25 protein-coding genes are annotated in these 24,077 nt (G+C 65.7%); 12 read left to right on the top strand and 13 right to left on the bottom strand.

Annotated features, from left to right (window positions below; translation table 11 throughout):
- Positions 1–24: 24 nt before the first annotated feature.
- Complete coding sequence (locus tag B4920_RS19585; RefSeq protein WP_079436370.1) at positions 25–873, bottom strand: EAL domain-containing protein; 849 nt, start codon at positions 871–873, stop codon at positions 25–27.
- A 136-nt stretch (positions 874–1,009) separates the two neighbouring features.
- Positions 1,010–2,260, bottom strand: coding sequence for a murein transglycosylase A (locus tag B4920_RS19580; protein WP_079436369.1), 1,251 nt, complete (start codon positions 2,258–2,260; stop codon positions 1,010–1,012).
- Between the two features lie 186 nt (positions 2,261–2,446).
- On the opposite strand from B4920_RS19580, the gene B4920_RS19570 reads away from it, so the two are divergent.
- Both B4920_RS19570 and B4920_RS19565 read left to right on the top strand, forming a co-directional pair.
- The gene (locus B4920_RS19570; protein ID WP_079436367.1) at positions 2,447–3,310 is read left to right on the top strand and encodes an ATP-binding protein; all 864 of its coding nucleotides are present in this window, start codon (positions 2,447–2,449) and stop codon (positions 3,308–3,310) included.
- The gene (locus B4920_RS19565; protein ID WP_079436366.1) at positions 3,307–4,245 is read left to right on the top strand and encodes a Nudix family hydrolase; all 939 of its coding nucleotides are present in this window, start codon (positions 3,307–3,309) and stop codon (positions 4,243–4,245) included. Before B4920_RS19570 ends, B4920_RS19565 begins: the two co-directional genes overlap by 4 nt.
- On the opposite strand, the gene B4920_RS19560 is transcribed toward B4920_RS19565, so the two are convergent.
- The 11 genes from B4920_RS19560 to B4920_RS19510 form a co-directional block, all read right to left on the bottom strand.
- Entirely contained in the window at positions 4,246–4,452 is a 207-nt protein-coding gene (locus B4920_RS19560; protein ID WP_079436365.1) for a DNA gyrase inhibitor YacG, read from the bottom strand.
- On the bottom strand, positions 4,452–5,207 hold the full coding sequence (zapD, locus tag B4920_RS19555; protein WP_079436364.1) for a cell division protein ZapD: 756 nt from the start codon (positions 5,205–5,207) through the stop codon (positions 4,452–4,454). The genes B4920_RS19560 and zapD overlap by 1 nt, the downstream gene beginning before the upstream one ends.
- Positions 5,208–5,261: 54 nt before the next feature.
- Positions 5,262–5,885: a dephospho-CoA kinase gene (gene coaE / locus B4920_RS19550; RefSeq protein ID WP_079436363.1), complete on the bottom strand. Its 624-nt coding sequence runs from the start codon at positions 5,883–5,885 to the stop codon at positions 5,262–5,264.
- Positions 5,882–6,583 (bottom strand): SPOR domain-containing protein, encoded by a 702-nt coding sequence (locus tag B4920_RS19545; protein WP_139379566.1) that lies wholly within the window; start codon positions 6,581–6,583, stop codon positions 5,882–5,884. Before B4920_RS19545 ends, coaE begins: the two co-directional genes overlap by 4 nt.
- A 70-nt stretch (positions 6,584–6,653) precedes the next feature.
- Positions 6,654–7,373 (bottom strand): type III pantothenate kinase, encoded by a 720-nt coding sequence (locus tag B4920_RS19540; protein WP_079436361.1) that lies wholly within the window; start codon positions 7,371–7,373, stop codon positions 6,654–6,656.
- Complete coding sequence (locus B4920_RS19535; RefSeq protein WP_254051000.1) at positions 7,373–8,137, bottom strand: biotin--[acetyl-CoA-carboxylase] ligase; 765 nt, start codon at positions 8,135–8,137, stop codon at positions 7,373–7,375. The genes B4920_RS19540 and B4920_RS19535 overlap by 1 nt, the downstream gene beginning before the upstream one ends.
- Positions 8,138–8,335: 198 nt before the next feature.
- A complete protein-coding gene (ntrC, locus tag B4920_RS19530) occupies positions 8,336–9,742 on the bottom strand; it encodes a nitrogen regulation protein NR(I) (protein ID WP_079436359.1) in 1,407 nt (468 codons plus the stop codon).
- 84 nt (positions 9,743–9,826) lie between these two features.
- Complete coding sequence (gene glnL, locus B4920_RS19525) at positions 9,827–10,900, bottom strand: nitrogen regulation protein NR(II) (RefSeq protein ID WP_079436358.1); 1,074 nt, start codon at positions 10,898–10,900, stop codon at positions 9,827–9,829.
- Between the two features lie 70 nt (positions 10,901–10,970).
- A complete protein-coding gene (locus B4920_RS19520; protein WP_079436357.1) occupies positions 10,971–11,438 on the bottom strand; it encodes a DUF4124 domain-containing protein in 468 nt (155 codons plus the stop codon).
- 155 nt (positions 11,439–11,593) lie between these two features.
- On the bottom strand, positions 11,594–13,003 hold the full coding sequence (glnA, locus tag B4920_RS19515) for a type I glutamate--ammonia ligase (protein WP_079436356.1): 1,410 nt from the start codon (positions 13,001–13,003) through the stop codon (positions 11,594–11,596).
- Positions 13,004–13,200: 197 nt separating this feature from the next.
- Positions 13,201–14,379: a cation diffusion facilitator family transporter gene (locus B4920_RS19510; RefSeq protein WP_079436355.1), complete on the bottom strand. Its 1,179-nt coding sequence runs from the start codon at positions 14,377–14,379 to the stop codon at positions 13,201–13,203.
- A gap of 63 nt (positions 14,380–14,442) precedes the next feature.
- On the opposite strand from B4920_RS19510, the gene B4920_RS19505 reads away from it, so the two are divergent.
- The 10 genes from B4920_RS19505 to B4920_RS19460 all read left to right on the top strand — a co-directional run bounded on the left by B4920_RS19505 (position 14,443) and on the right by B4920_RS19460 (position 24,070).
- Positions 14,443–14,895: a rhodanese-like domain-containing protein gene (locus B4920_RS19505; protein WP_079436354.1), complete on the top strand. Its 453-nt coding sequence runs from the start codon at positions 14,443–14,445 to the stop codon at positions 14,893–14,895.
- An 18-nt stretch (positions 14,896–14,913) separates the two neighbouring features.
- On the top strand, positions 14,914–16,014 hold the full coding sequence (gene nadA, locus B4920_RS19500; protein ID WP_079436353.1) for a quinolinate synthase NadA: 1,101 nt from the start codon (positions 14,914–14,916) through the stop codon (positions 16,012–16,014).
- Between the two features lie 112 nt (positions 16,015–16,126).
- Positions 16,127–16,879: an endonuclease/exonuclease/phosphatase family protein gene (locus B4920_RS19495; RefSeq protein WP_079436352.1), complete on the top strand. Its 753-nt coding sequence runs from the start codon at positions 16,127–16,129 to the stop codon at positions 16,877–16,879.
- Between the two features lie 13 nt (positions 16,880–16,892).
- Complete coding sequence (gene clsB / locus B4920_RS19490) at positions 16,893–18,053, top strand: cardiolipin synthase ClsB (protein ID WP_079436351.1); 1,161 nt, start codon at positions 16,893–16,895, stop codon at positions 18,051–18,053.
- A 79-nt stretch (positions 18,054–18,132) separates the two neighbouring features.
- Entirely contained in the window at positions 18,133–18,618 is a 486-nt protein-coding gene (rfaE2, locus tag B4920_RS19485) for a D-glycero-beta-D-manno-heptose 1-phosphate adenylyltransferase (RefSeq protein ID WP_079436350.1), read from the top strand.
- 191 nt (positions 18,619–18,809) lie between these two features.
- Positions 18,810–19,742 (top strand): cysteine synthase A, encoded by a 933-nt coding sequence (gene cysK, locus B4920_RS19480; protein ID WP_079436349.1) that lies wholly within the window; start codon positions 18,810–18,812, stop codon positions 19,740–19,742.
- A 25-nt stretch (positions 19,743–19,767) separates the two neighbouring features.
- Positions 19,768–20,922, top strand: a complete 1,155-nt coding sequence (locus tag B4920_RS19475) for a MalY/PatB family protein (protein ID WP_079436348.1) — start codon at positions 19,768–19,770, stop codon at positions 20,920–20,922.
- 78 nt (positions 20,923–21,000) lie between these two features.
- The gene (locus B4920_RS19470) at positions 21,001–22,812 is read left to right on the top strand and encodes an NAD(P)H-dependent oxidoreductase subunit E (protein WP_088179509.1); all 1,812 of its coding nucleotides are present in this window, start codon (positions 21,001–21,003) and stop codon (positions 22,810–22,812) included.
- Positions 22,809–23,516: a 2Fe-2S iron-sulfur cluster-binding protein gene (locus tag B4920_RS19465; protein WP_079436346.1), complete on the top strand. Its 708-nt coding sequence runs from the start codon at positions 22,809–22,811 to the stop codon at positions 23,514–23,516. The genes B4920_RS19470 and B4920_RS19465 overlap by 4 nt, the downstream gene beginning before the upstream one ends.
- Positions 23,513–24,070, top strand: a complete 558-nt coding sequence (locus B4920_RS19460) for an NADP oxidoreductase (RefSeq protein ID WP_079436345.1) — start codon at positions 23,513–23,515, stop codon at positions 24,068–24,070. Before B4920_RS19465 ends, B4920_RS19460 begins: the two co-directional genes overlap by 4 nt.
- Positions 24,071–24,077 lie beyond the last annotated feature (7 nt).

Raw genomic sequence — 24,077 nt, 5'->3', positions numbered from 1 at the left:
GAAGGCCGCGCCCGCCGGCCCGGCTCAGGCCGCCGCGCGAGAACGGCGCGGCTTGACGATGGGCTGGCAACCAGCGGCCGGCTGACCAAAAAGATAGCCCTGCAGCCAGTCAACACCAGCCTCCTGGGCGACATCCAGTTGCAGCGGATGCTCGATGCACTGGCATGCCACCAGCCCCCCGAGGCGGCGGATTTCCAAGACCAGATCGGTCATGACCTTCCTGGCCAGACTCAGGTGGCCCGAGTGGCCGATCAGGCTGCGGTCCAGCTTGACCACATCCGGCGCCAGCGCCTCCAGGCGCTCCAGATCGGACGTGTGGCGCCCGAAATTGTCGATGGCGATCCGGTAGCCCCGCTCCCGATAGCCGGAGATCGCCCGCAGCAGGCCAGGCAGGGCCTCGAAACCATCGTCCGACACCTCCAGCACGATGCGGTCCGGCGTCAGGCCGCAACGGGCCAGGATCGATTCGAAGACATGCCCATGGTGTTCCCGGACCGTACGCAGGTGCTGGGGATGCACGTTGAGCGCCAGAAAGCCACCCTGCTGGTTGCGCTCCTGCAGGAAATTCAGCGCATGCAGCGTGCGCGCCAGCCGGTCGAGATGCACCAGCTCGGCGTCGTCGCGGGCATCGAGAAACACCGCCTGCGGCGACAGCCCAACGGCATCGCCCTCCAGCACTTCCAGGTGCGCCTCGTGGCCGATCACCGTACCGCCGTCCCGCGCCATCACCGGCTGAAACAGTGTCCCCAGCAACATCGAGCCGAAGCGCGCCCGCACCCGGCCATCGGCAATGACGAAGCTCTGCTCCGGCGCCGACGGGCAGGCCAGCTGGTTGCGTTTATTGAAGTAATGGACGAGTTCGGTGAGGGGCACAATGTTCTCCCGCGAGTGATTCCTGCGGCGCCGGCAAGCCGGCTCCAAACCGGAGCACGATACCGGCGCCCCCCGTGCCAGCCAACAATGAAATAACGCAAAACTTATTCCCTGCTGCGGCGGCCTCCCGGCCGGCTCAGCGCGGAACCTGATCCCTCGGCCACAGCACCCACATCTCGCCTTTCTGGCGCATCCTCCCGGCCTGGATACCCGCCTCGGCGCCGAAGCCCCAGAAGAAATCCCCGCGCACGCCGCCCTTGATCGCACTGCCGGTATCCTGAGCCAGCATCAGGCGGCGCAGGGGCTGGGCGCTGTTGGGATAGGTCGTCGCCAGGAAAACCGGCGCGCCCAGCGGCACGCTACGCGGATCCACCGCCATGCTGCGCCCTTCCGTCAGGGGTTGCCCGATGGCCCCCACCGGCCCCGCAGCGGAACTGGCCACCTCCCGGAAGAAGATGTAGCTCGGATTGGCATTGAGCAATTCCTGCAGACGCGCCGGATTGGCCCGCGCCCAGTTCTTGATGCCGTCCATCGAGGCCTGTTCCATCTTGAGTTCGCCGCGATCCACCAGCCAGCGCCCTATCGACTGATAAGCGTAGCCGTTGGTATCGGCATACGCCAGGCGAACCACGCCGCCATCCGGCAACTGCACCCGGCCCGAGCCCTGCACCTGCAGGAAGAACAGCTCGATGGGGTCCTCCGCATAGAGGATCGTCTTGCCGGCGAACTTGTCCGGCTGGCGCGCCATGTCGCTACGGGAGAAATACGGCACGACCTTGTTGCCGACCAGGCGGCCGCGCACCCGCTGCCCTTTAAGCTCGGGGAAGAGATCACCCAGCTCGATGGTCAGCAGATCCTCCGGAACCCCCAGCACCGGCCACTGGAAAGCTCTCGAGCGAGTCCGGCTACCCTTGATCAACGGTTCGTAGTACCCCGTCACCAGCCCCTCCTGGGTGCCATCGGGATTGACCACCCGCCACGGGTTGAAGCGGGCCTCCATGAAACTGCGCACCGCCGAAGCACTGGGACGCGCCCCCAGGGACTTGGCAGCATCGCACGGCGCCTGCCATACCGGCTGGCGCGCCAGCGCACGGCAGGAGGCCAGGAAAGCCGGCCAGGCCTCGTCCTGGGAATCGCTGCCCCAGCCCGGCAAGTCGGACCACGAGGATGACAACAGCGGACGGCTCAGGGCCTGCGGCACGATGCCGCCACTACGCGCGGCAGGCGCCCCGGCAGGCGGCGAGGCAGAGGGCGGCGCAGACGGAGGGTGAGCGGCCGGGGCACAGCTGGTGCAACCGGCATCGCTGACCGGCTTGGGCGCGCTCGCACAAGCGGCCAGCAGGGACGAAACCAGGACGATGGACAGGCGGGGAAAAGCACGGAACATGGATGGAGTACACTCACGGCTTGCAGAACAACCATTTCAGTATAACCACCGGTTCGCCGGCCGGGCGCACAGAAGGACACTCCATGTGGTTGATCGGTCTTGAACTCGGCATCGTCGCCGTGCTGCTCGCCATCGTCGGACTGGCCCTGCGCAGCCCCAGGAACAAGAATTCGGATCCCCCTCCCCATGACTGACCTGAACCAGTTTCTCACCCGCGCCGAGCGGGTGCTCGAACGCCTCGAAGCCATCCTCCCCGCCGCCCCGACGCCCCCCGACTGGAACGCCGCGATTGCCTTCCGCTGGCGCCGCCGGCGCAATGCTGCGGGGCTGGTAGCGGTGACGCATCCGCACCAGATCCGCCTCGACGACCTGCAGGACATCGACGACAAGAAGGAACGCATCGTCGCCAACACCCGCCAGTTCCTGGCCGGCAAGCGCGCCAACAACGTGCTGCTGACCGGCGCCCGCGGCACCGGCAAGTCCTCGCTGGTGAAGGCGGTGCTCAACGAATTCGCCACCGACGGCCTGCGCGTGATCGAGGTGGACAAGGACGACCTGGTAGACCTGCCGGACATCGTCGAACTGCTGGAAGGGCGCCCCGAACGCTTCATCCTGTTCACCGACGACCTCTCCTTTGAGGACGGCGAGCCGGCCTACAAGGCGCTCAAGAGCATCCTCGATGGCTCCCTCGCCGCAGTACCGGACAACGTGCTGATCTACGCCACGTCCAACCGGCGCCACCTGATGCCGGAGTATTTCGCCGAGAACGCCGCCACCGTGCACAAGGATGGCGAAGTCCACCCCGCCGAGGCTGTGGAGGAAAAGATCTCCCTGTCCGAGCGTTTCGGCCTGTGGATCTCCTTCTACCCTTTCAGCCAGGACGAATACCTGGCAGTGGTGAATCACTGGCTGGGCGAGTTCGGCGTACCCGCCGAGGCCATTCCGGCCGCACGCGGCGACGCGCTGCAATGGGCGCTGCTGCGCGGCTCGCGCAGTGGACGCGTGGCCTGGCAGTTTGCGCGTGACTACGCAGGGCGCTTCGAAGCATGAAAAAGATCGTCCATGTAGCGGCTGCGGTAATCACCCGGCCTGACGGCAGTTTCCTGGTCGGCCAGCGCGCCGCCGACACCTTCTACGCCGGCTACTGGGAATTCCCGGGTGGCAAGGTCGAGCCTGGCGAAACCCCGCGCGATGCACTGATCCGCGAACTGCACGAAGAACTCGACATGCAGGTGGACGAAGCCTGGCCGTGGCTGACCCGCGAACACGTCTATGAGCACGCCCATGTCAGCCTGCACTTCTTCGAGGTGCCAGCCTGGCACGGAGAAATTCACGACCGCGTGCATGCCGCGCTGTCGTGGCAGCAAGCCGACGGAATGACCGTCGAACCGATGCTGCCCGCCAATGGCCCGATCCTGAAGGCACTGCGCCTGCCTCGCACGATGGGCATCACCCAGGCGGCTGAAGTCGGCGTAACCAGCCAGCTGGCGCGTCTCGACAAGGCCCTCGCCAACGGGCTGCGCCTGGTCCAGATCCGTGAAGCCGGGCTGGCCGAAAGCGAGCGGGAACACTTTGTCCGCGAGGTCGTCGCCCGCTGCCGCACCGCGGGCGCCATCGCGCTGATCAATGGCGACGTGGATCTGGCCCGCCGCAGCAACGCCCACGGCGTACACCTGCCGGGCCATCTGCTGGCCAGTACGGCGACGCGGCCGGATTTCGAGTGGGTCGGCGCCGCCTGCCACAGCCGTGCGGAACTCGAACATGCGGCAGCGCTGGGCCTCGACTACGCGATGCTGGGCGCCGTGAAACCCACCGCCAGCCATCCTGGTCAGGCGGGCCTGGGCTGGGACGTTTTTGCGGAACGGGTACGCAGCCTGCCTCTGCCGGTCTTCGCCGTCGGCGGTCTGGACGTGGACGAGCTCAATATCGCCAAGGCGGCTGGCGCCCACGGCATCGCGGCAATCCGGTCGATCTGGAAAGACTGATCAGCGGCCGAAACGCTGCATGGGATCCGCCTCGTCATCCAGAGGCGTTTCCCCTTCCACCCGGTAAGCATCGGACGCCCATGCGCCCAGATCGATCTTCCGGCAGCGTTCGGAACAGAACGGACGATGGGGGCTCTGCGGGCCCCACACCACGGGCGCCCCGCAGGTCGGGCATTTCACCTCACGAGGTGCGCGCGGCGTTTCCATCAGAGATTGCAGAAAGTCAGCTGGAACGCCACATCCATGTCGACCTGCCCGGGGCGGGTGACGGTTTCGGCATTCATGAAACGGATGTTGAGGGCGTATTTATTGGCACTGGTTTCCGGCACACACTGGGCGCCGCTCTGCAGGCGGATGCGGATCATCTGCACGGTGCGGCCACCCATGGTCTGCTGGAAGGCACCGCGCAGGGCGGTCAGCTCCTCCGGCTGACCGCTGGCACGGAGCAGCCGCAGCACGATCGCCTGACCATCGCGGATCGGCAGCAGGGGCTGCAGCCAGGCATGCAGGTCATGGCGACGCAGCTCGGGATCCCGGTTCAACCAATGGTGATAGGACGGCAGATCGAATTCACAGGCGCCACCCGGAATGGCGGCACGGCTGCGGATGTTCATCAACCATTCGTTTTCGCGCAAATACTGGCCGGTCTTGCCCGCCATTGCCAGCAGGGAGGCCGATGCCTGCTCGATCTCATAAAGGGCTCCCGACAGCGCATCTTCGGAAATCTGGGGGTTGTTGCGGAAAGACAGCAGGATCTGCCGCTGGCGCTCCAGTTCCTGCACGAGATCGACCTTCAGATCCGCCCGGCTGGCGACCTCGAGAATTTCGAACACGGTCAACAGCGCGATGTGGTGCTCTAAAGCGCCATCGGACGCCAGGAAATGCGCAGCCTTGTCAAAAAGGTCTTCCAGCCTCAGGAGCGTCCGGATCCTCTCGTTGAGCGGATATTCGTAAGTGATCACGCGCGCGCCTGAATGTCGAATGAGAAGGTGTCGGTCTGACCGGCGCGAATCATATCACACCCCCTCCAGCTGCGCGGCGAGCGCCAGATAGCGGCGATGCAGGTCGACAACCTGTTCGCGCAACTGCGCCAGGCCATCGCCGTTATCCACCACGTCATCGGCTGCCGCCAGGCGATCGGCGCGGCAGGCCTGCACGGCCATGATGGCCCGTACTTGGCAGGCCTCGAGGCCGCTGCGGCGCATGACGCGCTCCACCTGGACTTCTTCCGGGCAGTCGACGACGCACAGACGCTGCACCCGCCCGCGGTAGGTGCCCGACTCGATCAGCAGAGGCACCACCAGCACCACGTAGGGCGCCTGTGCCTGCCGACACTGACGGTCACTCTCTGCGCGGATCATCGGATGGAGAATGCCTTCAAGGCGCTTGCGGACGTCCTGATCCTCGAAAGCCAGCGCCCGCATCGCCGGGCGGTTCAGCGAACCATCTTCAGCGATCACCCCGGCGCCGAAAGCATCGCGCAGCGCCGCCATCGCCGTGCCTCCCGGCGCGGTCAGCGCATGGGCGATCCGATCGGTATCGACGACCGCCGCCCCCAGCTCAGCAAAAAGATCGGCTGCTGCACTCTTGCCGCTGCCGATTCCGCCAGTCAGTCCGACAACGAAAGCTTGTCCGCTCATGGCGTGCACTCAAGACGATTGACGCCGCGCAGGCGTTCGGAAAGATCGCTGACCACGGTGGCCAGGCTGTCGCTGGGACCCCGCACTTCGAGGCGGGACGAACCACCTCCGCGCGCCAGTACCTGCGCACTGCGCACACCCTTTTCCTTCAGGGCGTCGAGCTGACGACCAGCTGCCACTTCACTCTTGTAAAGGCCCAGGGAGATGGCGAACTGGGTCGGCCCGGCTTCCTGCATGATGAAGAGATCAGCGATGCCCAGCTTGCGCAGCTCGGCCGCTTTCTTGTCCGCCGCGTCCTTGCTGCCCAGCGATGGAATGTGCACCCACCAGGACGAGGGCGCTTCCCCGCGCCCTTCGGTCAATTTGAACCCGGAGCCGGCCTTGGCGATGCGGGCCGACAATTCCCGAGTCTGATCGGCACTCAGGCCACTGAAGATCACGCAGGCCTGCGGCGCGACGGTTTCCTGTATGGGCACCTCCTCGACCTTGCTCTCCACCACTGGCGCTGGCACCGGTGTGCGACGAACCGGAGGTCGCGGCTCCTCGCCAACCAGGCGGATGCTGTCCGGGTTGAGTTGGTTGCTCAGCCGCTCCGGCTCCCCGTGGTGGAGCTCTCCACCCAGCCAGCCCTTCCACAAGGACAGGGCGAGCAAATTGGCGAACAGAAGGATGATGACGAACACACGCAGTGGGACCATGTCCGCAAGACTAACGTATCCGCCGCACGCGGAAAAGGCACCACCGTCTGGCGGAACGCCGCGCGGTACTTCAGGCCACCACCCGCATGCGGGCCAGACCCTCGAGAACCAGGTTGTCCACCACCCGGACCGGACATTCGAGGTGCGGCGCCAGCGTCGCCGCCGCGCCACCATTGAGGAGGCAGACCGCCCCTGGCTCGCCGCCAACAAGGCGGAACATGCGCTCGATGGCCCCCAGCTGGGCCTGCAGGCAGCCACTGACGATGGCATCCGCAGTACGCCGCGGAGCCGTGACGAAGCGACCGTCCGAATAGGGCAGCTGAGCGGTGTCGCGGGCCAGGGACAGGCGCATCAGGTCCAGCCCCGGCAGGATCACGCCGCCCTGGAAGACACCAGCGGCGTCGAGCACATCGGCGGTCGTGGCCGTCCCCGAGGTCACCACCAGCGCTCCGCCATCATGCAGGGCGCGAGCTCCGACGAGTGCCGCCCACCGGTCTGCACCGAGACGGGCAGGTTCCACGTAGCGATTGACGACACCATAGCCTTCCGCCAAGGGCTGGATCCACGCGGACCTCAGCGCACAGGCCTCCAGCATCGCGCCGAGTCGTCCGCCAACCGTTGCACCCGCCACATTGGCACCCAGCATGCCCTGGATCGGCCCCAGACCCGCCAGCACATCACGGAAGCCATCCAGTGCGCTCAGCAGGACAGCCCCTTGCCCCTGCCAGCCGACGCCGTCATGAAGCCCCCACTTGAGGCGGGTGTTGCCCACGTCAAGCAACAGATCCATCAGACCACCCTCAGGGACACGTCACCCGACAACACCCGGCGCACACCACCGGCGGTCTGCAACAGCAAGGCTCCGTCCTCGTCCACGCCCACGCAGATTCCCGCCAGCTCCTCGGCTTCCCCGAGAATGCGCACCGGCAGATCGGCAAATGCGTTGCGCTGCTGCCAGGCACCACGCAGTGCGCCAAAGCCAGCCGCGGCATAGATGTCGAGCAGGCGATTGAGTTGAACCAGCACCAGGCCGAGCAACCGGCCCGGCCCCGGTGGCTGACTCAGGCAGTCTGCCAGATCGGTCACCCCGGTCGGATAGTCGACACCGGCATCCGGCGGCAGGCGCCGGTTGATGCCGATCCCGATCACGGCGGCCGGCGTTCTACCGCGCCCCGGCAGCAACTCCACCAGAATACCCGCCAGCTTGCGGCCATGGATCAGGACATCATTGGGCCACTTGAGCTGCACGCCCTGTACGCCCAGATCCTCCAGCGCACGCGCCAGAGCAAGCCCCGCGACCAAGGAAAGCCCGGCAGGAACCGGTGCCCCCGGCGCAAAACGCCACAGGGCCGAGAAGGTCAGGCTGGCGCCGGGCCACGACTGCCAGACCCGGCCACGGCGACCACGGCCGGCCGTCTGCAAGTCGGTGGCCAGCACGTGCACGCGCCCATCATCCGGCGGAGGGTCGGCCAGCAAGCGGCTGTTGGTGGAATCGCACTCCGGCAGGAGCACCACGGAAAACCCGACGGCATCGCCCCCGAGGGCGGCCGCCACCTCTGCCCCGTCGAGGGCCTCGTAAGCTGAATGGTCCAAGGATCACTACCCGGCAGTTGAAAACAAGCCGGTCATTATGAGCCAAGGCAGGAAAGCTGAGAAACGAAGTACCTGCAGCCGGCGCAGCCGCCCTGCCGGAGCGGCGACAAGCCCCCGGCAGGCAGAGTCCGACCCGTCGCGCACTGCGCTCCTGCCTGCTCAGGCGTGATCGGGCTCTTCGAGCCCCAGCTCCTGGATCTTGCGGGTGATCGTATTGCGCCCGATACCCAGCAGCTGGGCCGCCTCTATCCGGCGCCCACCGGTGGCCGCCAGCGCCCGGCGGATCAGGATGCGCTCGAAGTCCCGACTGAGGCGGTCGAAGACCTCGCCCGGGTTCTGGGCCAGCGCCCGATCCGCCTCCGCCATCAGGGCATCGCCCCAGTTGGCGGGCAGCTCGCGGGTCGGTTGATCCTTCAGTTCGGGAGGCAGATCGGCAACTTCGACAGTCTGGCCCGGCGCCATCACGGTCAGCCAGTGGCACAGGTTTTCCAGCTGACGCACGTTGCCGGGAAAGTCGAGACTCTGCAGATATTTCAGGGTCGCATCGGACAGGCGCTTGGCCTCGACGCCCAACTCCTGCGCCGACAGGGCGATGAAGTGCTTCGCCAGTGGCGGGATGTCCTCGCGCCGTTCGCGCAGCGGCGGCAGGCGCAGCCGGATCACGTTCAGGCGATGAAAAAGGTCTTCGCGGAACAGGCCCTGGCGGACGCGGTCCTCCATGTTCTGGTGAGTGGCTGCGATGACCCGCACGTTGGCCTTGATCGGCTGATGCCCGCCAACCCGGTAGAAGTTGCCGTCGGACAGCACGCGCAGCAGCCGCGTCTGCAGCTCGGCCGGCATGTCGCCGATTTCATCGAGGAACAGCGTTCCGCCTTCCGCCTGCTCGAAACGCCCGCGGCGCATGGTCTGGGCACCGGTGAAGGCCCCCCGCTCGTGACCGAACAGTTCGGATTCGAGCAGATCCCGCGGAATCGCCGCGGTATTGATCGCGATGAAGGGGGCGTCCCGACGCGGACTGTGCCGATGCAGTGCTCGCGCCACCAGTTCTTTGCCGGTACCCGACTCGCCGTTGATGAGCACCGTCGCGTGGGACTGGGACAGACGTCCGATGGCGCGAAAGACCTCCTGCATTGCCGGTGCCTGACCAAGGATCTCGGGTACCGCGCTGAGCACCTCCTCGGTGCCGGCCTGATGCGCGCTCTCGTCGATGGCACGACGCACCAGCTCAACGGCCTGATCCACATCGAAGGGCTTGGGCAGATATTCGAAGGCGCCCCCCTGGAAGGCCGCCACGGCGCTATCCAGGTCGGAGTAGGCGGTCATGATGATGACCGGCATGTGCGGGAAACGTGCCTTGACCTTGCTCAGCAGGGCCAGACCCGACTCACCCGGCATCCGGATGTCCGACAACAACACCCGCGGCGGCTGGGATGCCCCCTCCAGCGCCGACATCACTTCACCGGCAGTACCGAAACTCTTGTACGGAATCTCCTCCCGAGCCAGGGCCTTTTCGAGCACCCAACGGATCGAGCGGTCATCATCAACTATCCAGACGGCTGCATTCATATCATTCACACGCACAAGAGTGAAACACGGCAGTACTCTGCCTCACGATTCACGCACCATTAAGGTGCATCGACTATACAAATCCTAGCCATCCGCTTCCCGCGTAATGGGCAGGAAAACGGTAAAACAGGTACGCCCCGGACGGGAGTCCACATCGATGGCGCCCTGGTGCTGATCGATGAAGCTCTGCGCCAGCGAGAGCCCCAGCCCGCTGCCGTTCTCGCGCCCGGAAACCAGCGGGTAAAAGATCTTGTCGCGAATCTCCTCCGGCACGCCAGGCCCGTTATCGATGACTTGCAACTGCAATGCCAACTTGAAGCGGCGCTTGGCCAGCGTGATCTGCCGGGCCGCGCGGGTACGCAAGACGATCTCCCCTTCCCCCTGCATCGCCTGAGCCGCATTGCGGGCGATGTTCAGAATGGCCTGGATCAGCTGCTCCCGGTCACCGGTAATATAGGGTAGGCTGGTGTCGTAATCGCGGCGCACCTCAACCGACGGAAACTCCGCCAGAATCAGGCGCCGGACCCGCTCCAGCACGTCATGCGGATTCAGCTGCGACGGCTGCATCATCCGGTGCGACGTAAGCAGGCGGTTCATCAGATCCTGCAGGCGATCCGCCTCGGCGATGATGACCTGGGTGTATTCCCTCAACTGGGGATCGTCCAGTTCCCGCTCCAGCAACTGGGCCGAACCGCGAATGCCACCGAGGGGGTTCTTGATCTCGTGGGCCAGATTGCGGATCAACTCTCGATTTGCCTGCTGCTGGTGCGCAAGCTGCTCTTCGCGCGCCACTTTCAGGTGCGCGTCCATTGGCCGAAACTCCAGAAGGAGTCGCGCATCGGCCGCCTCGACCGGCGTGACGGTGCAATCCAGGTGCAGGGCCACCATTCCGGGGCGGCTGACCGTCAGATTGTGCCCGGTATAACTCCAGTTATCGCGCAACACGTTGTTCAACGCGCCGTCGAGCCCGGCGGGCTCACCGAGCAGGCGCCGCAGGGAGAAACCAACGATCTTCCGACTGCTGACCGCGAACAAGTTCTCCGCCCCCGGATTGAGGTAACGGACCACGAATTCGTCGTCAATCAGGACTACTGCCGAGGACAGCAACTCCAGACCGGCAAAGGCGGGGGGCGTTGTGTCGAGCTGATCGTTTTGCATACGAGGGCCCAATGCAAGAAGCAGACCAGGCGAGCATACTGCATTCGGCTCCCCTCGCCCCATCCTGAACTCAGCGCAGATTGGAGATCTCGCGCTTCAGCGCCTCAATATTGCGCTCATGCAACTGGACCTTGTCCCGCAGCGGCGGCTGTCGATCACCACTACCACGACGCGCGCCATCCTGCTCGGCCAGTTGCCGGTTGGCGGCATCGAGAGCACCCTGCTCCGAATGCAGCTCTTCTTCCAGGATACGGCGGCGATCCGAATCGCGCGCCTTCTGTGTCCCTACATCCACTCGCGGAAATCCACCCGAACCACCGGCCGCCCCACCCGAAGACGGCGCAGGGACTGCGGGACGCCCTCCCCCCGACACCGACGACACGGCCTGATCGCGGGCCAGCACGCTGCACCCTTTGGAAGAGGTCTTGCTATTGGTATAGGTCACATGCCCCGCTTCATCGACACACTTGAAGATATCGGCACGCACCAGCGGCGAACACAACAACGCAGCCAGAACCAAAGTTATTCGTAGACTCATCGGTGGCACAGGTGAAAACCAGAAGCGGGAGCTAGTTTAGGGGCCGGGCGGAGCAAATACAAACACATGATCCAAAAACAAAAAAGGACGGGAGCAATCCCGTCCTTCTTCAACGCACGAGCCGGCCAGCACGCTGACCGGCTCCGATCCGGAGATCAGATGGCGTAGTACATCTCGAACTCGACCGGGTGCACTTCGACGCGCAGACGGTTCACTTCTTCACTCTTGAGGGCGATAAAGGAGTCGATGAAGTCATTGCTGAACACGCCACCACGGGTCAGGAACTCGCGGTCCTTGTCCAGGGCTTCCAGAGCCTGTTCGAGGCTGGAGCAGACGGTCGGGATGAGCGCGTCTTCTTCCGGCGGCAGGTCGTACAAGTTCTTGTCGGCGGGGTCGCCCGGGTGGATCTTGTTCTGGATACCGTCGAGGCCGGCCATCATCAGCGCGGCGAAGCACAGGTAGGGGTTGGCACCCGGATCCGGGAAGCGGGTCTCGATACGGCGAGCTTTTTCGCTGTTAACGAACGGGATACGGATGGAAGCGGAACGGTTCTTGGCGGAATAGGCCAGTTTGACCGGCGCTTCGTAGTGCGGAACCAGACGCTTGTAGGAGTTGGTCAGCGGGTTAGTGATCGCGTTCAGGGCACGAGCATGCTTGATGATGCCGCCGATGTAGTACAGGGCGGTCTCGGACAGGCCAGCGTAGCCGTTGCCAGCGAACAGGTTCTTGCCGTCCTTCCAGATGGACTGGTGCACGTGCATACCGGAACCGTTGTCGCCAACGATGGGCTTCGGCATGAAGGTCGCGGTCTTGCCGTACTGGTGGGCGACGTTCTGGACGATGTACTTGGTGATCTGGGTCTGGTCGGCACGACGCACCAGGGTGTTGAACTTGGTGCCGATTTCGTTCTGACCAGCAGTAGCCACTTCGTGGTGATGCACTTCAACCGGCACGCCGCAGGCTTCGAGGGCCAGACACATGGCGGCACGCATGTCGTTGAAGGAATCGACCGGGGGAACCGGGAAGTAGCCGCCCTTTACAGCGGGACGGTAGCCGGTGTTGCCACCTTCGAACTTCTCATCAGACGACCAAGCGGCTTCTTCGGAGAAGATCTTGTGGTAGGCGCCGGACATGCCAACCTTCCACTCGACGGAGTCGAAGATGAAGAATTCGGGTTCGGGGCCAAAGAAGGCGGTGTCGCCGATACCGGAGGACTTCAGGTAAGCCTCGGCGCGATTGGCGATGGAGCGCGGATCGCGGTCGTAGCCCTTGCCGTCGGCCGGATCGATCACATCACAGGTCAGGACCAGGGTGGTCTCGTCGAAGAACGGGTCGATGTAGGCGGTGTTGGGATCCGGCATCAGCAGCATGTCGGAGGCCTGAATACCCTTCCAGCCCGCGATGGAGGAACCGTCAAAGGCATGACCGCTTTCGAACTTGTCTTCATCGAAAGCACTGATGGGCACGCCGACGTGCTGTTCCTTGCCCTTGGTGTCGGTGAAGCGGAAGTCGACGAACTTGACTTCGTTCTCCTGGACGATCTTCATGACGTCTTGCGGGGTCATATAACTCACTCCTAACGGGTTGAAGCTGCTGCGCAGTGGATAAAGGTCAATTATTACGACAATTCAGTCGGCGAAACCAACAAGCAGCAAGCGTGCCAGTGCGCGATTGAAAACACTTCATTGTGCCACAAGGCTAATGCGCAGGGCTCTTAAAAAAACTCGCACCACAAAAGTGCATAAGTACAAATGTGGCACTATTATGGTGCAATTTTGCAGAGTAGCGCGATCCGCCCCCAGTGGGACGATGCACCATTGCAGTAATCCCGCAGCCGCTGCTGCAGGGACGCCAGCCGATCGGCGTCCGCACACCACTCGAAAGGCAGATACACCTCGGCCTCAACCCGCTCGCCAACATAGTGGAAGACAGCTGGCGCAGCCTGCGGCACATCGCCGAGCAAGGTCTCCAGTTCGCTAACCAGCACCTCTCGGCCGGGCAGCGTGCGCCCCACTGCAGCGATCTGATCTTCCTCTGTATCCACATGCACCAGCACGTCGAGCACGTCCTCATGACGGCTGCGCACCCGGTGACGGGCCAACTCGGCAATCCGATGCCCCTCCGACACGCTGATCCGCGCATCGACACGAACGTGCGCATCCACCAGCACCCGATGGGCCATGCGGCGAGTGCGCAACTCATGAACATCAAGCACGCCGGGCGTCCCGGTCACCGTCGCGCGGATCTTGGCCACCTCATCGGGAGGCACGCCAGTATCGATGAGTTCCCGCAGCGCCTCGTAGCCGAGCATCGCCCCCATACGCAGGATCATGAAGCCCACCAAGGCAGCACCGAGGGGCTCGAGGAAACGGTAGCCGAGCAGGCTGCCGCCGATGCCCACCGCCACCACCAGCGACGAGGCGGCATCCGCCCGCGCATGCCAGGCGTTGGCCACCAGCATCGGCGAGCGCAGGCGCTGGGCCACCGCGAGCATGTAGCGGAACAGGCCTTCCTTGCCGGCCAGCGTCAGCAAAGCCATCCACAAGGCCATCGGATGCAGTTCAGGCAACACTTCCAGGCTCTGCAGGCGCCCGGCGGCAGTGAGCAGAAAGCCCGCCCCGACGCCAGCCAGGATCAACCCCAACACCAGCGACGCGGCCGTCTCGTAGCGTCCGTGGCCATAGGGATGGAGTTCGTCGGCCGGACTGGCGCCGTGACGGCTGGCAAACATCACGAGAAAGTCGCCGAGCAGGTCGGACAGGGTGTGCATGCCGTCGGCCACCAGGCTTTGAGCATGGGAGAACAGGCCGACAGTGATCTGCAGAACCGTCAGCACGACGTTGACGGCTACGCTGACCCAGGTCGCCTGCTGGGCCTTGAGGGCGCGCTCGGCATCGAGGGTCTCGCCCGGCGCGGCGGTGGAAGGGGCTTCGAAAGACATGACTTGCAGCCCATAGGGCCGGGGGTATACTCGCAGGCCCGCCATTCTAGCCGGATGTCCGCCATGGGAAAATTAAGCGAAACCCTTGCCCTCGCGCAGGAGCGCGGCCGCGGCCTGAGCGCTCCCTACGCGGGAAGCCTCACACCCAAAGAAGCCTGGGAAGTGCTGCAGCTCGCCCCCGGCGCCAAGCTCGTGGACGTGCGCACCCGTGCCGAATGGGACTGGGTCGGGCGCGTGCCGGGCGCGGTGGAGATCGAATGGATGCTCTACCCGGGCAATGAGCCCAACCCGCACTTCCTCGCCCAGTTCAAGCGTCAGGTCGATCAGGAAGCGCTGGTGATGTTCCTGTGCCGCAGCGGCGCCCGCTCCAACGCGGCCGCCACGCTGGCCGCGGCGTCGGGCTTCACCAATGCCTACAACATCCTGGAAGGCTTCGAAGGCGACAAGGACGCCAGCGGGCACCGCAACGTTGTCGGCGGCTGGCGCCATGCCGGCCTGCCATGGACCCAGGGCTGAACCAACAGGACTCAATCGATGCAAGCCGTACCGATCAGTTTCGACCGTTTCAACACCCTCGCCGACGCCGACGCCCACGCGCGCATCCGCGCCGCCCGCGCCCGCCTCGGCGACAAGGCCGTACTGCTGTGCCACCATTACCAGCGCGCCGATGTATACCAGTATGCCGACCTGACCGGCGACTCCCTCAAGCTGTCGCGCCTCGCCGCCGAAACCGACGCCGAATACATCGTGTTCTGCGGCGTGCATTTCATGGCCGAAGTGGCGGACATCATGTCCAAGCCGCACCAACAGGCCATCCTGCCCGATCTCGCCGCCGGCTGTTCGATGGCCGACATGGCCAACCTCGCCAAGGTCGAGCGCTGCTGGCGCGAGCTGTCCGAGGTGCTGGACACCCCCGACGCGCTGATCACGCCGGTCACCTACATCAACTCGGCGGCCGACCTGAAAGCCTTCTGCGGCGAACACGGCGGCATCGTGTGCACCTCCACCAACGCCCCCACCATCCTCGACTGGGCCTTCAAGCAGCGCGAGAAGGTGCTGTTCTTCCCCGACCAGCACCTGGGCCGGTGGACCGGCTTCAACAAGGGCATCCCCCTCGACGAGATGGTGGTGTGGGATCCCGACCAGGAATACGGCGGCCTCAGCGTCGAACAGATCAGGAAGGCCAAGATCCTGCTGTGGAAAGGCCACTGTTCGGTGCACCAGATGTTCCAGCCGGCCCACATCATCAAGTTCCGCAACCAGTACCCGGACGGCAAGGTCATCTCCCACCCGGAGAGCGCGCTGGAAGTGTGCCGCCAGTCCGACTTCGTCGGCTCCACCGAGTACATCATCAAGGTCGTCAAGGAATCCGCCCCCGGCACCCGCTGGCTGGTCGGCACCGAGCTGAACCTGGTGAACCGCCTCGCCGAAGAAGTGAAGCACGAGGGCAAGATCGTCCAGTTCATGGCGCCCACCGTGTGCATGTGCTCGACGATGCAGCGCATCGACCCGCAGCACCTGGCCTGGACCCTCGAGAACCTCGCCGACGGCAAGGTGGTCAATCGCATCACGGTGCCCGAACACGAGGCCGCGCTGGCCAAGGTCGCCCTCGAGCGCATGCTCGCGGTATCCTGAGCGTCCCCCTCGTCAGCCCACGACGGCGCCCACGGGCGCCGTTTTACATGGAGCGGCGCAAGATGCAGCATGCCGGCGACAGGCGCAGAATGCACAACAAAAGGAGATCGCAATGAGCACCACGCTGCGCATCTGCACCTACAACATCCACAAAGGCTTCTCCCAGTTCAACCGCCGCCTGGCCATCCACGAACTGCGCGACCGCCTGCGCCTGCTGGGCGCCGACGTGGTATTCCTGCAGGAAGTCCAGGGCATGCACCTGCGCCACGCCAGCCGCCACCCCGACTGGCCGCAACTGCCGCAGCATGAGTTCCTCGCCCACGACGTGTGGCAGCAAACCGCCTATGGGGGCAACGCGGTGTATGACCACGGCCACCACGGCAACGCGATCCTCAGCCGCCACCCCATCCTGTCCCAGGCCAACCAGGACGTCTCCGACCACCGCTTCGAAAGCCGCGGCCTGCTCCATTGCGAGATCCGCGTCGATGGCGTGGCACAGCCGGTGCATTGCGTCTGCGTGCATCTGGGCCTCACCGCCGGCAGCCGGCGGCGCCAGATGGCGGCCCTGGTCAAACGCCTGGACACCCTGGCTCCCGACGGCGCACCGCTGATCATCGCCGGCGACTTCAACGACTGGCGCAACCACGCCGACGACTGCCTGACCATGCCGCTTGGCGTGACCGAAGTCTTCACGTCGATCCGCGGCCGCCCTGCGCGCAGCTTTCCCAGCACCCTGCCGGTGCTGCGCCTGGACCGCATCTACGTGCGCGGCTTTGCCGTCGACCGGGCCGAAGTGCATTACGGCACGCCATGGAGCCAGATTTCCGACCACGCCCCGCTGACCGCCCAGATCCGCCTCCGCTGAACCACGCTACCCCATGAGCACCGCCTGGCTGCGCGGCAATGCGCTGACCCTGCTGGAAAACGGGACCGAGTTTTTTCCGGCCCTGCTGGCTGCCATCGACGCCGCCCGTCACGAGGTTTTCCTCGAGACCTACATCTTCGCCAACGACGATATCGGCCAGTCCATCGCCGCCGCGCTGGTGCGCGCCGCCGGCCGCGACGTCACCGTGCGCTTGCTGGTCGACGGCTTCGGTGGCCGGGAATTTGTCGCCGAGCTGCTCACCCCGCTGACCGAAGCCGGCGTCACCGTACTGATCTACCGCCGCGAAGTCGGCACCCTGTCCCTGCGCCGCCGCCGGCTGCGGCGCCTGCACCGCAAGCTGGCGGTCATCGACGGTCGGGTCGCCTTTGTCGGCGGCATCAACATCATCAGCGACTACGAGGCGCCGAGCCTCGACGCCCCCCGCCATGACTATGCGGTGCGCGTCGAAGGCCCCCTGCTCGGCCCCATCCATGCCGGCGTGCGCCACGTGTGGGAGCTGGTGGCCTGGGCCTCCTTCCGCCAGCGCCTGCGCCTGCCGGCCAGCCCGCCCGTCACGCCGGAGCCCTGCGGCGACGTGGAGGCCGCCTTTCTGGTCCGCGACAACATTCGCCATCGGCGCGACATCGAGGATGCCTACCTGCTCGGCATTGCCGGTGCACGACGGGAGATCATCCTCGCCAACGCCTACTTCCTGCCCGGCAGGCGCTTTCGCCACGCGCTGCTGGACGCCTCCCGCCGCGGCGTGATGATCACCCTGCTGGTCCAGGGACTCGCCGACCACCCCTTGCAACACCGCGCCACCCGCGCCCTGTACGGCCAGTTGCTGGCCGCCGGCCTGCGCATCGTCGAATATCACCGCAGCTACCTGCACGCCAAGGTGGCCGTCATCGATGGACGCTGGGCCACCGTTGGCTCCTCCAACATCGACCCGTTCAGCCTGCTGCTGGCACGCGAAGCCAACGTCGTGGTCCGCGACGCCGGCTTTGCCGAGCGCCTGCGCGCCTGCCTGATCCGCGCCATCCACGAAGGCGGACAGGAGATCTCCGCCGCCAGCTGGCAGCGCGGACCGCGCCTGCAACGCCTGCTCAACTGGGCAGCCTACGGGCTGGTGCGGCTGATGATCGGCCTCGCCGGCTACGGCAACCATCACTGACCCCTGTCCGCGCAGCGCCACATAGCGTGGCAGCAGCTAACATACAGACCTTCCGAGTACCTCGACCCGTCCATCCCTCATGTATTCCGCCCCCACCTTCGAAGCCAAGATCTGCCCTCCCGACCAGCTGCGCGAACGGATCGCCGCGCTGCCGCGCCCGCTGGTGTTCACCAACGGCTGCTTCGACATCCTGCATCGTGGCCACGTCACCTACCTGGCCCAGGCCCGCGCGCTTGGCGCGGCGATGGTCGTCGCCCTCAACAGCGATGACTCGGTGCGCCGCCAGGGCAAGGGAGACGACCGGCCGATCAACACGCTGCAGGATCGCCTCGCGGTAATGGCCTCCCTCGGCTGTGTCGATGTCGTCACCTGGTTCGACGAAGACACGCCCATCGCCCGCATCCTCGAATGCCAGCCCGACGTACTGGTCAAGGGCGGCGACTGGGCCCCGGAGCGCATCGTCGGCGCCCCCGAAACCCTGGCCCGCGGCGGCTCGGTGCATTCGATTCCGTTCGAGCATCAGCGCTCCACCACCGCCCTGCTCGAAAAGATCCGGCGGTTGTAAACGCAGGCCCTGCAGTGGGCTACTTGCTGTGGGGGCGAATTCATTCGCCCCCCTGCAAACCCGCCCCGATGCTCCTGTCGAGGCACCCTGGCAATTATTTGCATATGCGCTTTCGATCTATGGAATGCTGGCTAACGGCTCTAGAATGAATTAGAGAAACAATAACCACTTTCCCGACAAGGAGAACCACCATGCGTATCGCCAACAACGTTGCTGAACTGGTCGGCCACACCCCGCTCGTCAAGCTCAACCGGCTGGCTCCCGCCAACGGCTCGACCCTCGCGCTGAAGCTGGAGTTCTTCAACCCGGCCCACAGCGTCAAGGACCGCATCGCCGCAGCGATGCTCGATGCCGCCGAGGCGGCCGGCAAGATCAAGCCCGACACCATCATCCTCGAGCCCACCTCCGGCAACACCGGCATCGGCTTGGCAATGGTCTGTGCGGCGCGCGGCTACAAGTGTGCGTTCGTGATGCCCGAGACCATGAGCCGCGAGCGCAAGCTGCTGCTCAAGGCCTACGGCGCCGAGCTGATCCTCACCCCCGGCCCCGAAGGCATGCCCGGCGCGCTGAAGAAGGCCGCCGAACTGGCCGCCGCCGATTCCCGCTACTTCATCCCGCAGCAGTTCGAGAACCCCGCCAACCCGGCCATCCACCGCCAGACCACGGCCGAGGAGATCTGGGCCGACACCGACGGCCAGGTGGACATCTTCGTGTCCGGCATCGGCACCGGCGGCACTATCACCGGTGTCGGCGAAGTGCTCAAGGAGCGCAAACCGGACGTCAAGGTCATCGCCGTCGAACCGGCCGCCAGCCCGGTGCTGTCCGGTGGTCAGCGTGGCCCGCACCCGATCCAGGGGATCGGCGCCGGCTTCGTGCCGGCCATCCTCAACACCTCGATCTACGACGAGATCGTGCAGGTGCCCAACGACGCCGCCCTCGACACCGCCCGCAAGCTGGCCACCGAGGAAGGCCTGCTGGTCGGCATCTCCTCCGGCGCCGCCGTATGGGCCGCGCTTCAGGTCGCCGAGCGCCCCGAGAACGCCGGCAAACTGGTGGTGGTGATCATCCCGTCCTTCGGGGAACGTTACCTGTCCACCGTGCTCTACCAGCATCTGGAAGTTTGACCCTCCACTTCAGCGAGATCCCGGCTTGACGACCTTCGACTTCAGCACCGGCCCAGAGCGTGCCGGCTCCGACAGCATCAAGTGGCGGCGCTACGCCGACCGCGACGTGATTCCCATGTGGGTGGCGGACATGGACTTCGCTGCCCCGCCGGCGGTACTGGAAGCCCTCCACACGCGCATCGACCACGGCGTATTCGGCTATGCCGATCCGTGGCCCAGCGTTGCCGAGGCGGTCATCGACGGCATCGCCCGCGACCACGCCTGGCAGATCAAGCCGGAGTGGCTGGTGTGGCTGCCAGGGGTCGTCACCGGCTTCAACGTCGCGGTACGCGCGGTCGGCCAGCCGGGTGACGGGGTGTTCACTGCCACGCCGGTCTATCCGCCCTTCCTGCACGCGCCGGGCAATTTCGAGCAGCGCCTGGTCACCACACCGCTGCTCCAGCACGGCACGCGCTGGGAATGGGACTGGAGCCGCACCGAGGCTGCCATGGCCGACGGCGTGCGCCTGTTCATGCTGTGCAATCCGCACAACCCGGTCGGCCGTGTTTTCGACCGGGACGAACTCGGCCGCATCGCCGCGCTGGCGGAACGTCACGATCTCGTGATCTGCTCCGACGAGATCCACTGCGGCTTGGTCCTCGATCCCGCCAAGCCGCACATTCCCATCGCATCTCTCGACGAGTCCGTGGCTAAACGCACCATCACACTGATGGCGCCGTCCAAGACATGGAACATCCCGGCCCTGTACTGCGCCTTCGCGATCATCCCCGACGCAGGCCTGCGCGCCCGCTACAAGCGCGCGATGGCGGGCATCGTGCCCCACGTCAATGTGCTCGGGCTGGTCGCCACCGAAGTCGCCTACCGTGACTGCGGCCCATGGCGCGAGGCCCTGCTCGACACCCTGCGCGCCAATGCGGCACGCGTCGTGGACGTCATCAACAGCCTGCCTGGCCTGTCCACCACGCCCGTCGAGGCCACCTACCTGGCCTGGATAGACTGCCGCGAACTCCTCGCCACCCGCGGCATCGCCAACGTGGCCGCCTTCTTCGAAGCGGCTGGTGTCGGCCTGTCCGACGGCAAGGACTTCGGGCTGCCGGGCTTCGTGCGCCTCAACTTCGGCTGCCCGCCGGCCCGCCTGGAGGAAGGCCTGGTACGCATCCGCCGCGCGGTGATTTCCTGAATTTCCTGATCTAGCGCAAGAATTCCGGCTTCCCGGCGCGCATACTGGGCGCGTTGCTTCCTGCAGCCGGAGGTTCTTGTGAGTGCTCTCCCTGCCACCCCGACCGACGCCCTCGACGGCATTCTGCAGCGCCACGGCCACTACCCGACCGAGTTGCTGCAGATCCTGATCGAAGCCCAGGATCTCGAAGGCTGGCTCCCGGCTCCAACCCTCACCCACATCGCCCAGGCCCTGCACATTCCGCGCAGCCGGGTGGAAGGGGTCGCCGGTTTCTACAGCTTCCTCTACACGCAGCCGGTCGGCCGCTACCGGGTGCTGTTTTCCGACAACATCACCGACCGCATGCTCGGCAACGCCGAGTTGATGGATGCACTGTGCCGCAAACTGTGGATCGAGCCGGGCAAGCTGTCGGAGGACGGTCTGGTGAGCATCGCCACCACCTCGTGCACCGGCCTGTGCGACCAGGGCCCGGGCATGCTCGTCAATGGGCGGGCAATCGGCCAGCTGACCCACCGGCGCATCAACGAGATCGCCGAGATGATCCGCCAGCAGCGCCCCCTCGACCTGTGGCCCGCCGAGTACTTCCAGATCAGCGACAACATCCGCCGCAAGGACAGCCTGCTCAACCTGGACATGAAACCGGGCGCGGCGCTGAGCGCGGTCGTCGAGATGGGCCGCGAAGGCTGGCTGCGGGAAGTCCAGACCTCCAACCTGCGCGGCCGCGGCGGCGCCGGCTTCGCCACCGCAGTCAAGTGGGCCAGCGCACGCAATGCATCCGGCGAACCCAAGGTCATCGTCTGCAATGCCGACGAAGGCGAGCCTGGCACCTTCAAGGACCGGGTGCTGCTCAACAGCTACGCCGACCTGGTCTTCGAAGGCATGACGCTGGCTGCCTGGGCGGTCGGCGCGTCGGAAGGCTTCCTGTACCTGCGCGGCGAATACCGCTACCTACTGCCGCAACTGGAGGCCGTGCTGGCCCGCCGCCGTGAAGCCGGCCTGCTTGGCCGCCATATCCTGCACGAGCCCTGTTTCGACTTCGACATCCGCATCCACCTGGGCGCCGGCGCCTACGTGTGCGGCGAGGAAACGGCGCTGATCGAATCCCTCGAAGGCAAACGCGGCACGCCACGGATCCGCCCGCCCTTCCCGGTCACCAAGGGCTACCTGGGCCGCCCGACGGTGGTGAACAACGTCGAGACCCTGGCCAAGACCTGCCTGATCGCCCTCGGCGGCGGCGAGGCCTTCGCCGCCAGCGGCACCGCCCAGTCGGCCGGCACCAAGCTGCTGTCCATCTCCGGCGACTGCGCCGAACCCGGCATCTACGAATATCCCTTCGGCGTGCCGATCGCGCGCATCCTCGAAGACTGCGGCGCCAGCGACACCCAGGCAGTGCAGGTCGGTGGCGCGGCCGGCGTGTGCCTGGCCGGCTACGAGTTTCAGCGCCGCATTGCCTACGAGGACGTGCCCACCGCCGGCGCCTTCATGATCTTCGACGGCACGCGCGACCTCTTCGACGTGGCCCGCGCCTTCGTGCATTTCTTCGCCCATGAGAGCTGCGGCTTCTGCACCCCGTGCCGGGTCGGCACCTCGCTGCTGCAGGGCTTCATGGACAAGCTGGCCGACGGCCATGGAGCCAAGGCCGACCTGGCCGACATCGACTGGCTCGACCGCCTGCTGAAGAACGCCAGCCACTGCGGCCTCGGCAGCGCCGCGCCGAATCCGGTCATCGACACCCTGCAGAAATTCCGTCCGGCCTACGAGCGGCGCCTGGTGTCCCTCGACTTCGAACCGGCCTTCGACCTCGACGCCGCGCTGGCCGAAGCCCGCCAGCTCACCGCCCGCGACGACCCCGGCGCCCACCTGCAGACCCACGAGGAGGAAGAAAAATGACCAAGCAGTTTCTCCTCGACGGCCAGCCGGTGCCCTTTGAGGACGGCCAAACCATTCTCGAAGCCGCCCGCAAGGCCGGCCACTACATCCCCAGCCTGTGCTGGCACCAGGACTTTCCGCCCCACGGCAGCTGCAAGCTTTGCATCGTCAAGGCCGCTGGCCGCCATGTTTCCGCATGCGCGACGCCAGCCAAGGAAGGCTGGGAAGTGGAGAGCAACACCCCGGAGATGAACGGCGAACGACGCGGCCTGCTGCAGATGCTGTTCGTCGAGGGCAACCACTTCTGCCCGTCCTGCGAAAAGAGCGGCAACTGCGAGCTGCAGGCCCTCGGCTACGAGTACGAGATGCTCACGCCGCGCTTCCGCCACTTCTTTCCGGAGCGCCCGGTGGATGCGTCCCACCCGGACATGCTGCTCGACTTCAACCGCTGCATCTTCTGCGAACTGTGCGTGCGCGCCAGCCGCGATGTGGACGGCAAGTCGGTGTTCGCGCTGACCGGCCGCGGCATCCACAAGCACCTGGCGGTCAATGCGGAATCCGGCCGGCTGGCCGACACGGATTTCTCGAAGGACGATCTGGCCGCCCGCATCTGCCCGGTCGGCGTGATCCTTCCCAAGGGCCGCGGCTTCGCGGTGCCGATCGGCGAGCGGACCTTCGACACCGAGACGATCCGCAGCAAGACGCTGAAGGAGGAGGAATCATGAGCCCGGCTCCCGTCCCGGCCCGCAAGCTGCGCGTCGCCACCACTTCGCTGGCCGGCTGCTTCGGTTGCCACATGTCCTTCCTGGACATCGACGAGCACCTGTTCGAGCTGGTCGAGCTCATCGAGTTCGACCGCTCGCCGCTGACCGACATCAAGGACGTCGGGCCCTGCGACATCGGCCTCATCGAAGGCGGCGTCTGCAACGCCGAAAACGTCCACGTGCTGCGCGAATTCCGCCGCCACTGCAAGACCCTGATCGCCCTCGGCGCCTGCGCGGTGAATGGCGGCCTGCCGGCGCAGCGCAATCACCTACCGCTGTCCGAATGCCTGCGGGAGGTCTACCAGTTCCGCCCCGGCCTCGAGAACGGCCAGATCCCCAACGACCCGGAACTACCGCTGCCCCTCGACAAAGTACGGCCGATCCACGAAGTGGTCCGCATCGATTACTTCCTGCCCGGCTGCCCGCCGTCCGGCCCGGCGATCTGGAAGTTCCTCACCGACCTGATCGCCGGCCGCACGCCGCGGCTGGCCGGCGGGCTGCTGCATTACGACTGAGGTTCGC

Source organism: Zoogloea sp. LCSB751, assembly GCF_002028455.1.
In the GTDB taxonomy this organism is placed as follows: Bacteria; Pseudomonadota; Gammaproteobacteria; order Burkholderiales; family Rhodocyclaceae; genus Zoogloea.
This window is presented reverse-complemented; position numbering and strand designations above follow the sequence as displayed.

Coding starts and splice junctions, on each gene's coding strand:
- B4920_RS19580 (WP_079436369.1), bottom strand. CDS start 2,260: ATGTTCCGTGCTTTTCCCCGCCTGTCCATCGTCCTGGTTTCGTCCCTG.
- B4920_RS19570 (WP_079436367.1), top strand. CDS start 2,447: ATGACTGACCTGAACCAGTTTCTCACCCGCGCCGAGCGGGTGCTCGAA.
- B4920_RS19565 (WP_079436366.1), top strand. CDS start 3,307: ATGAAAAAGATCGTCCATGTAGCGGCTGCGGTAATCACCCGGCCTGAC.
- B4920_RS19560 (WP_079436365.1), bottom strand. CDS start 4,452: ATGGAAACGCCGCGCGCACCTCGTGAGGTGAAATGCCCGACCTGCGGG.
- coaE (WP_079436363.1), bottom strand. CDS start 5,885: ATGAGCGGACAAGCTTTCGTTGTCGGACTGACTGGCGGAATCGGCAGC.
- B4920_RS19545 (WP_139379566.1), bottom strand. CDS start 6,583: ATGGTCCCACTGCGTGTGTTCGTCATCATCCTTCTGTTCGCCAATTTG.
- B4920_RS19540 (WP_079436361.1), bottom strand. CDS start 7,373: ATGGATCTGTTGCTTGACGTGGGCAACACCCGCCTCAAGTGGGGGCTT.
- ntrC (WP_079436359.1), bottom strand. CDS start 9,742: ATGAATGCAGCCGTCTGGATAGTTGATGATGACCGCTCGATCCGTTGG.
- glnL (WP_079436358.1), bottom strand. CDS start 10,900: ATGCAAAACGATCAGCTCGACACAACGCCCCCCGCCTTTGCCGGTCTG.
- B4920_RS19520 (WP_079436357.1), bottom strand. CDS start 11,438: ATGAGTCTACGAATAACTTTGGTTCTGGCTGCGTTGTTGTGTTCGCCG.
- glnA (WP_079436356.1), bottom strand. CDS start 13,003: ATGACCCCGCAAGACGTCATGAAGATCGTCCAGGAGAACGAAGTCAAG.
- B4920_RS19510 (WP_079436355.1), bottom strand. CDS start 14,379: ATGTCTTTCGAAGCCCCTTCCACCGCCGCGCCGGGCGAGACCCTCGAT.
- B4920_RS19505 (WP_079436354.1), top strand. CDS start 14,443: ATGGGAAAATTAAGCGAAACCCTTGCCCTCGCGCAGGAGCGCGGCCGC.
- nadA (WP_079436353.1), top strand. CDS start 14,914: ATGCAAGCCGTACCGATCAGTTTCGACCGTTTCAACACCCTCGCCGAC.
- B4920_RS19495 (WP_079436352.1), top strand. CDS start 16,127: ATGAGCACCACGCTGCGCATCTGCACCTACAACATCCACAAAGGCTTC.
- clsB (WP_079436351.1), top strand. CDS start 16,893: ATGAGCACCGCCTGGCTGCGCGGCAATGCGCTGACCCTGCTGGAAAAC.
- rfaE2 (WP_079436350.1), top strand. CDS start 18,133: ATGTATTCCGCCCCCACCTTCGAAGCCAAGATCTGCCCTCCCGACCAG.
- cysK (WP_079436349.1), top strand. CDS start 18,810: ATGCGTATCGCCAACAACGTTGCTGAACTGGTCGGCCACACCCCGCTC.
- B4920_RS19465 (WP_079436346.1), top strand. CDS start 22,809: ATGACCAAGCAGTTTCTCCTCGACGGCCAGCCGGTGCCCTTTGAGGAC.
- B4920_RS19460 (WP_079436345.1), top strand. CDS start 23,513: ATGAGCCCGGCTCCCGTCCCGGCCCGCAAGCTGCGCGTCGCCACCACT.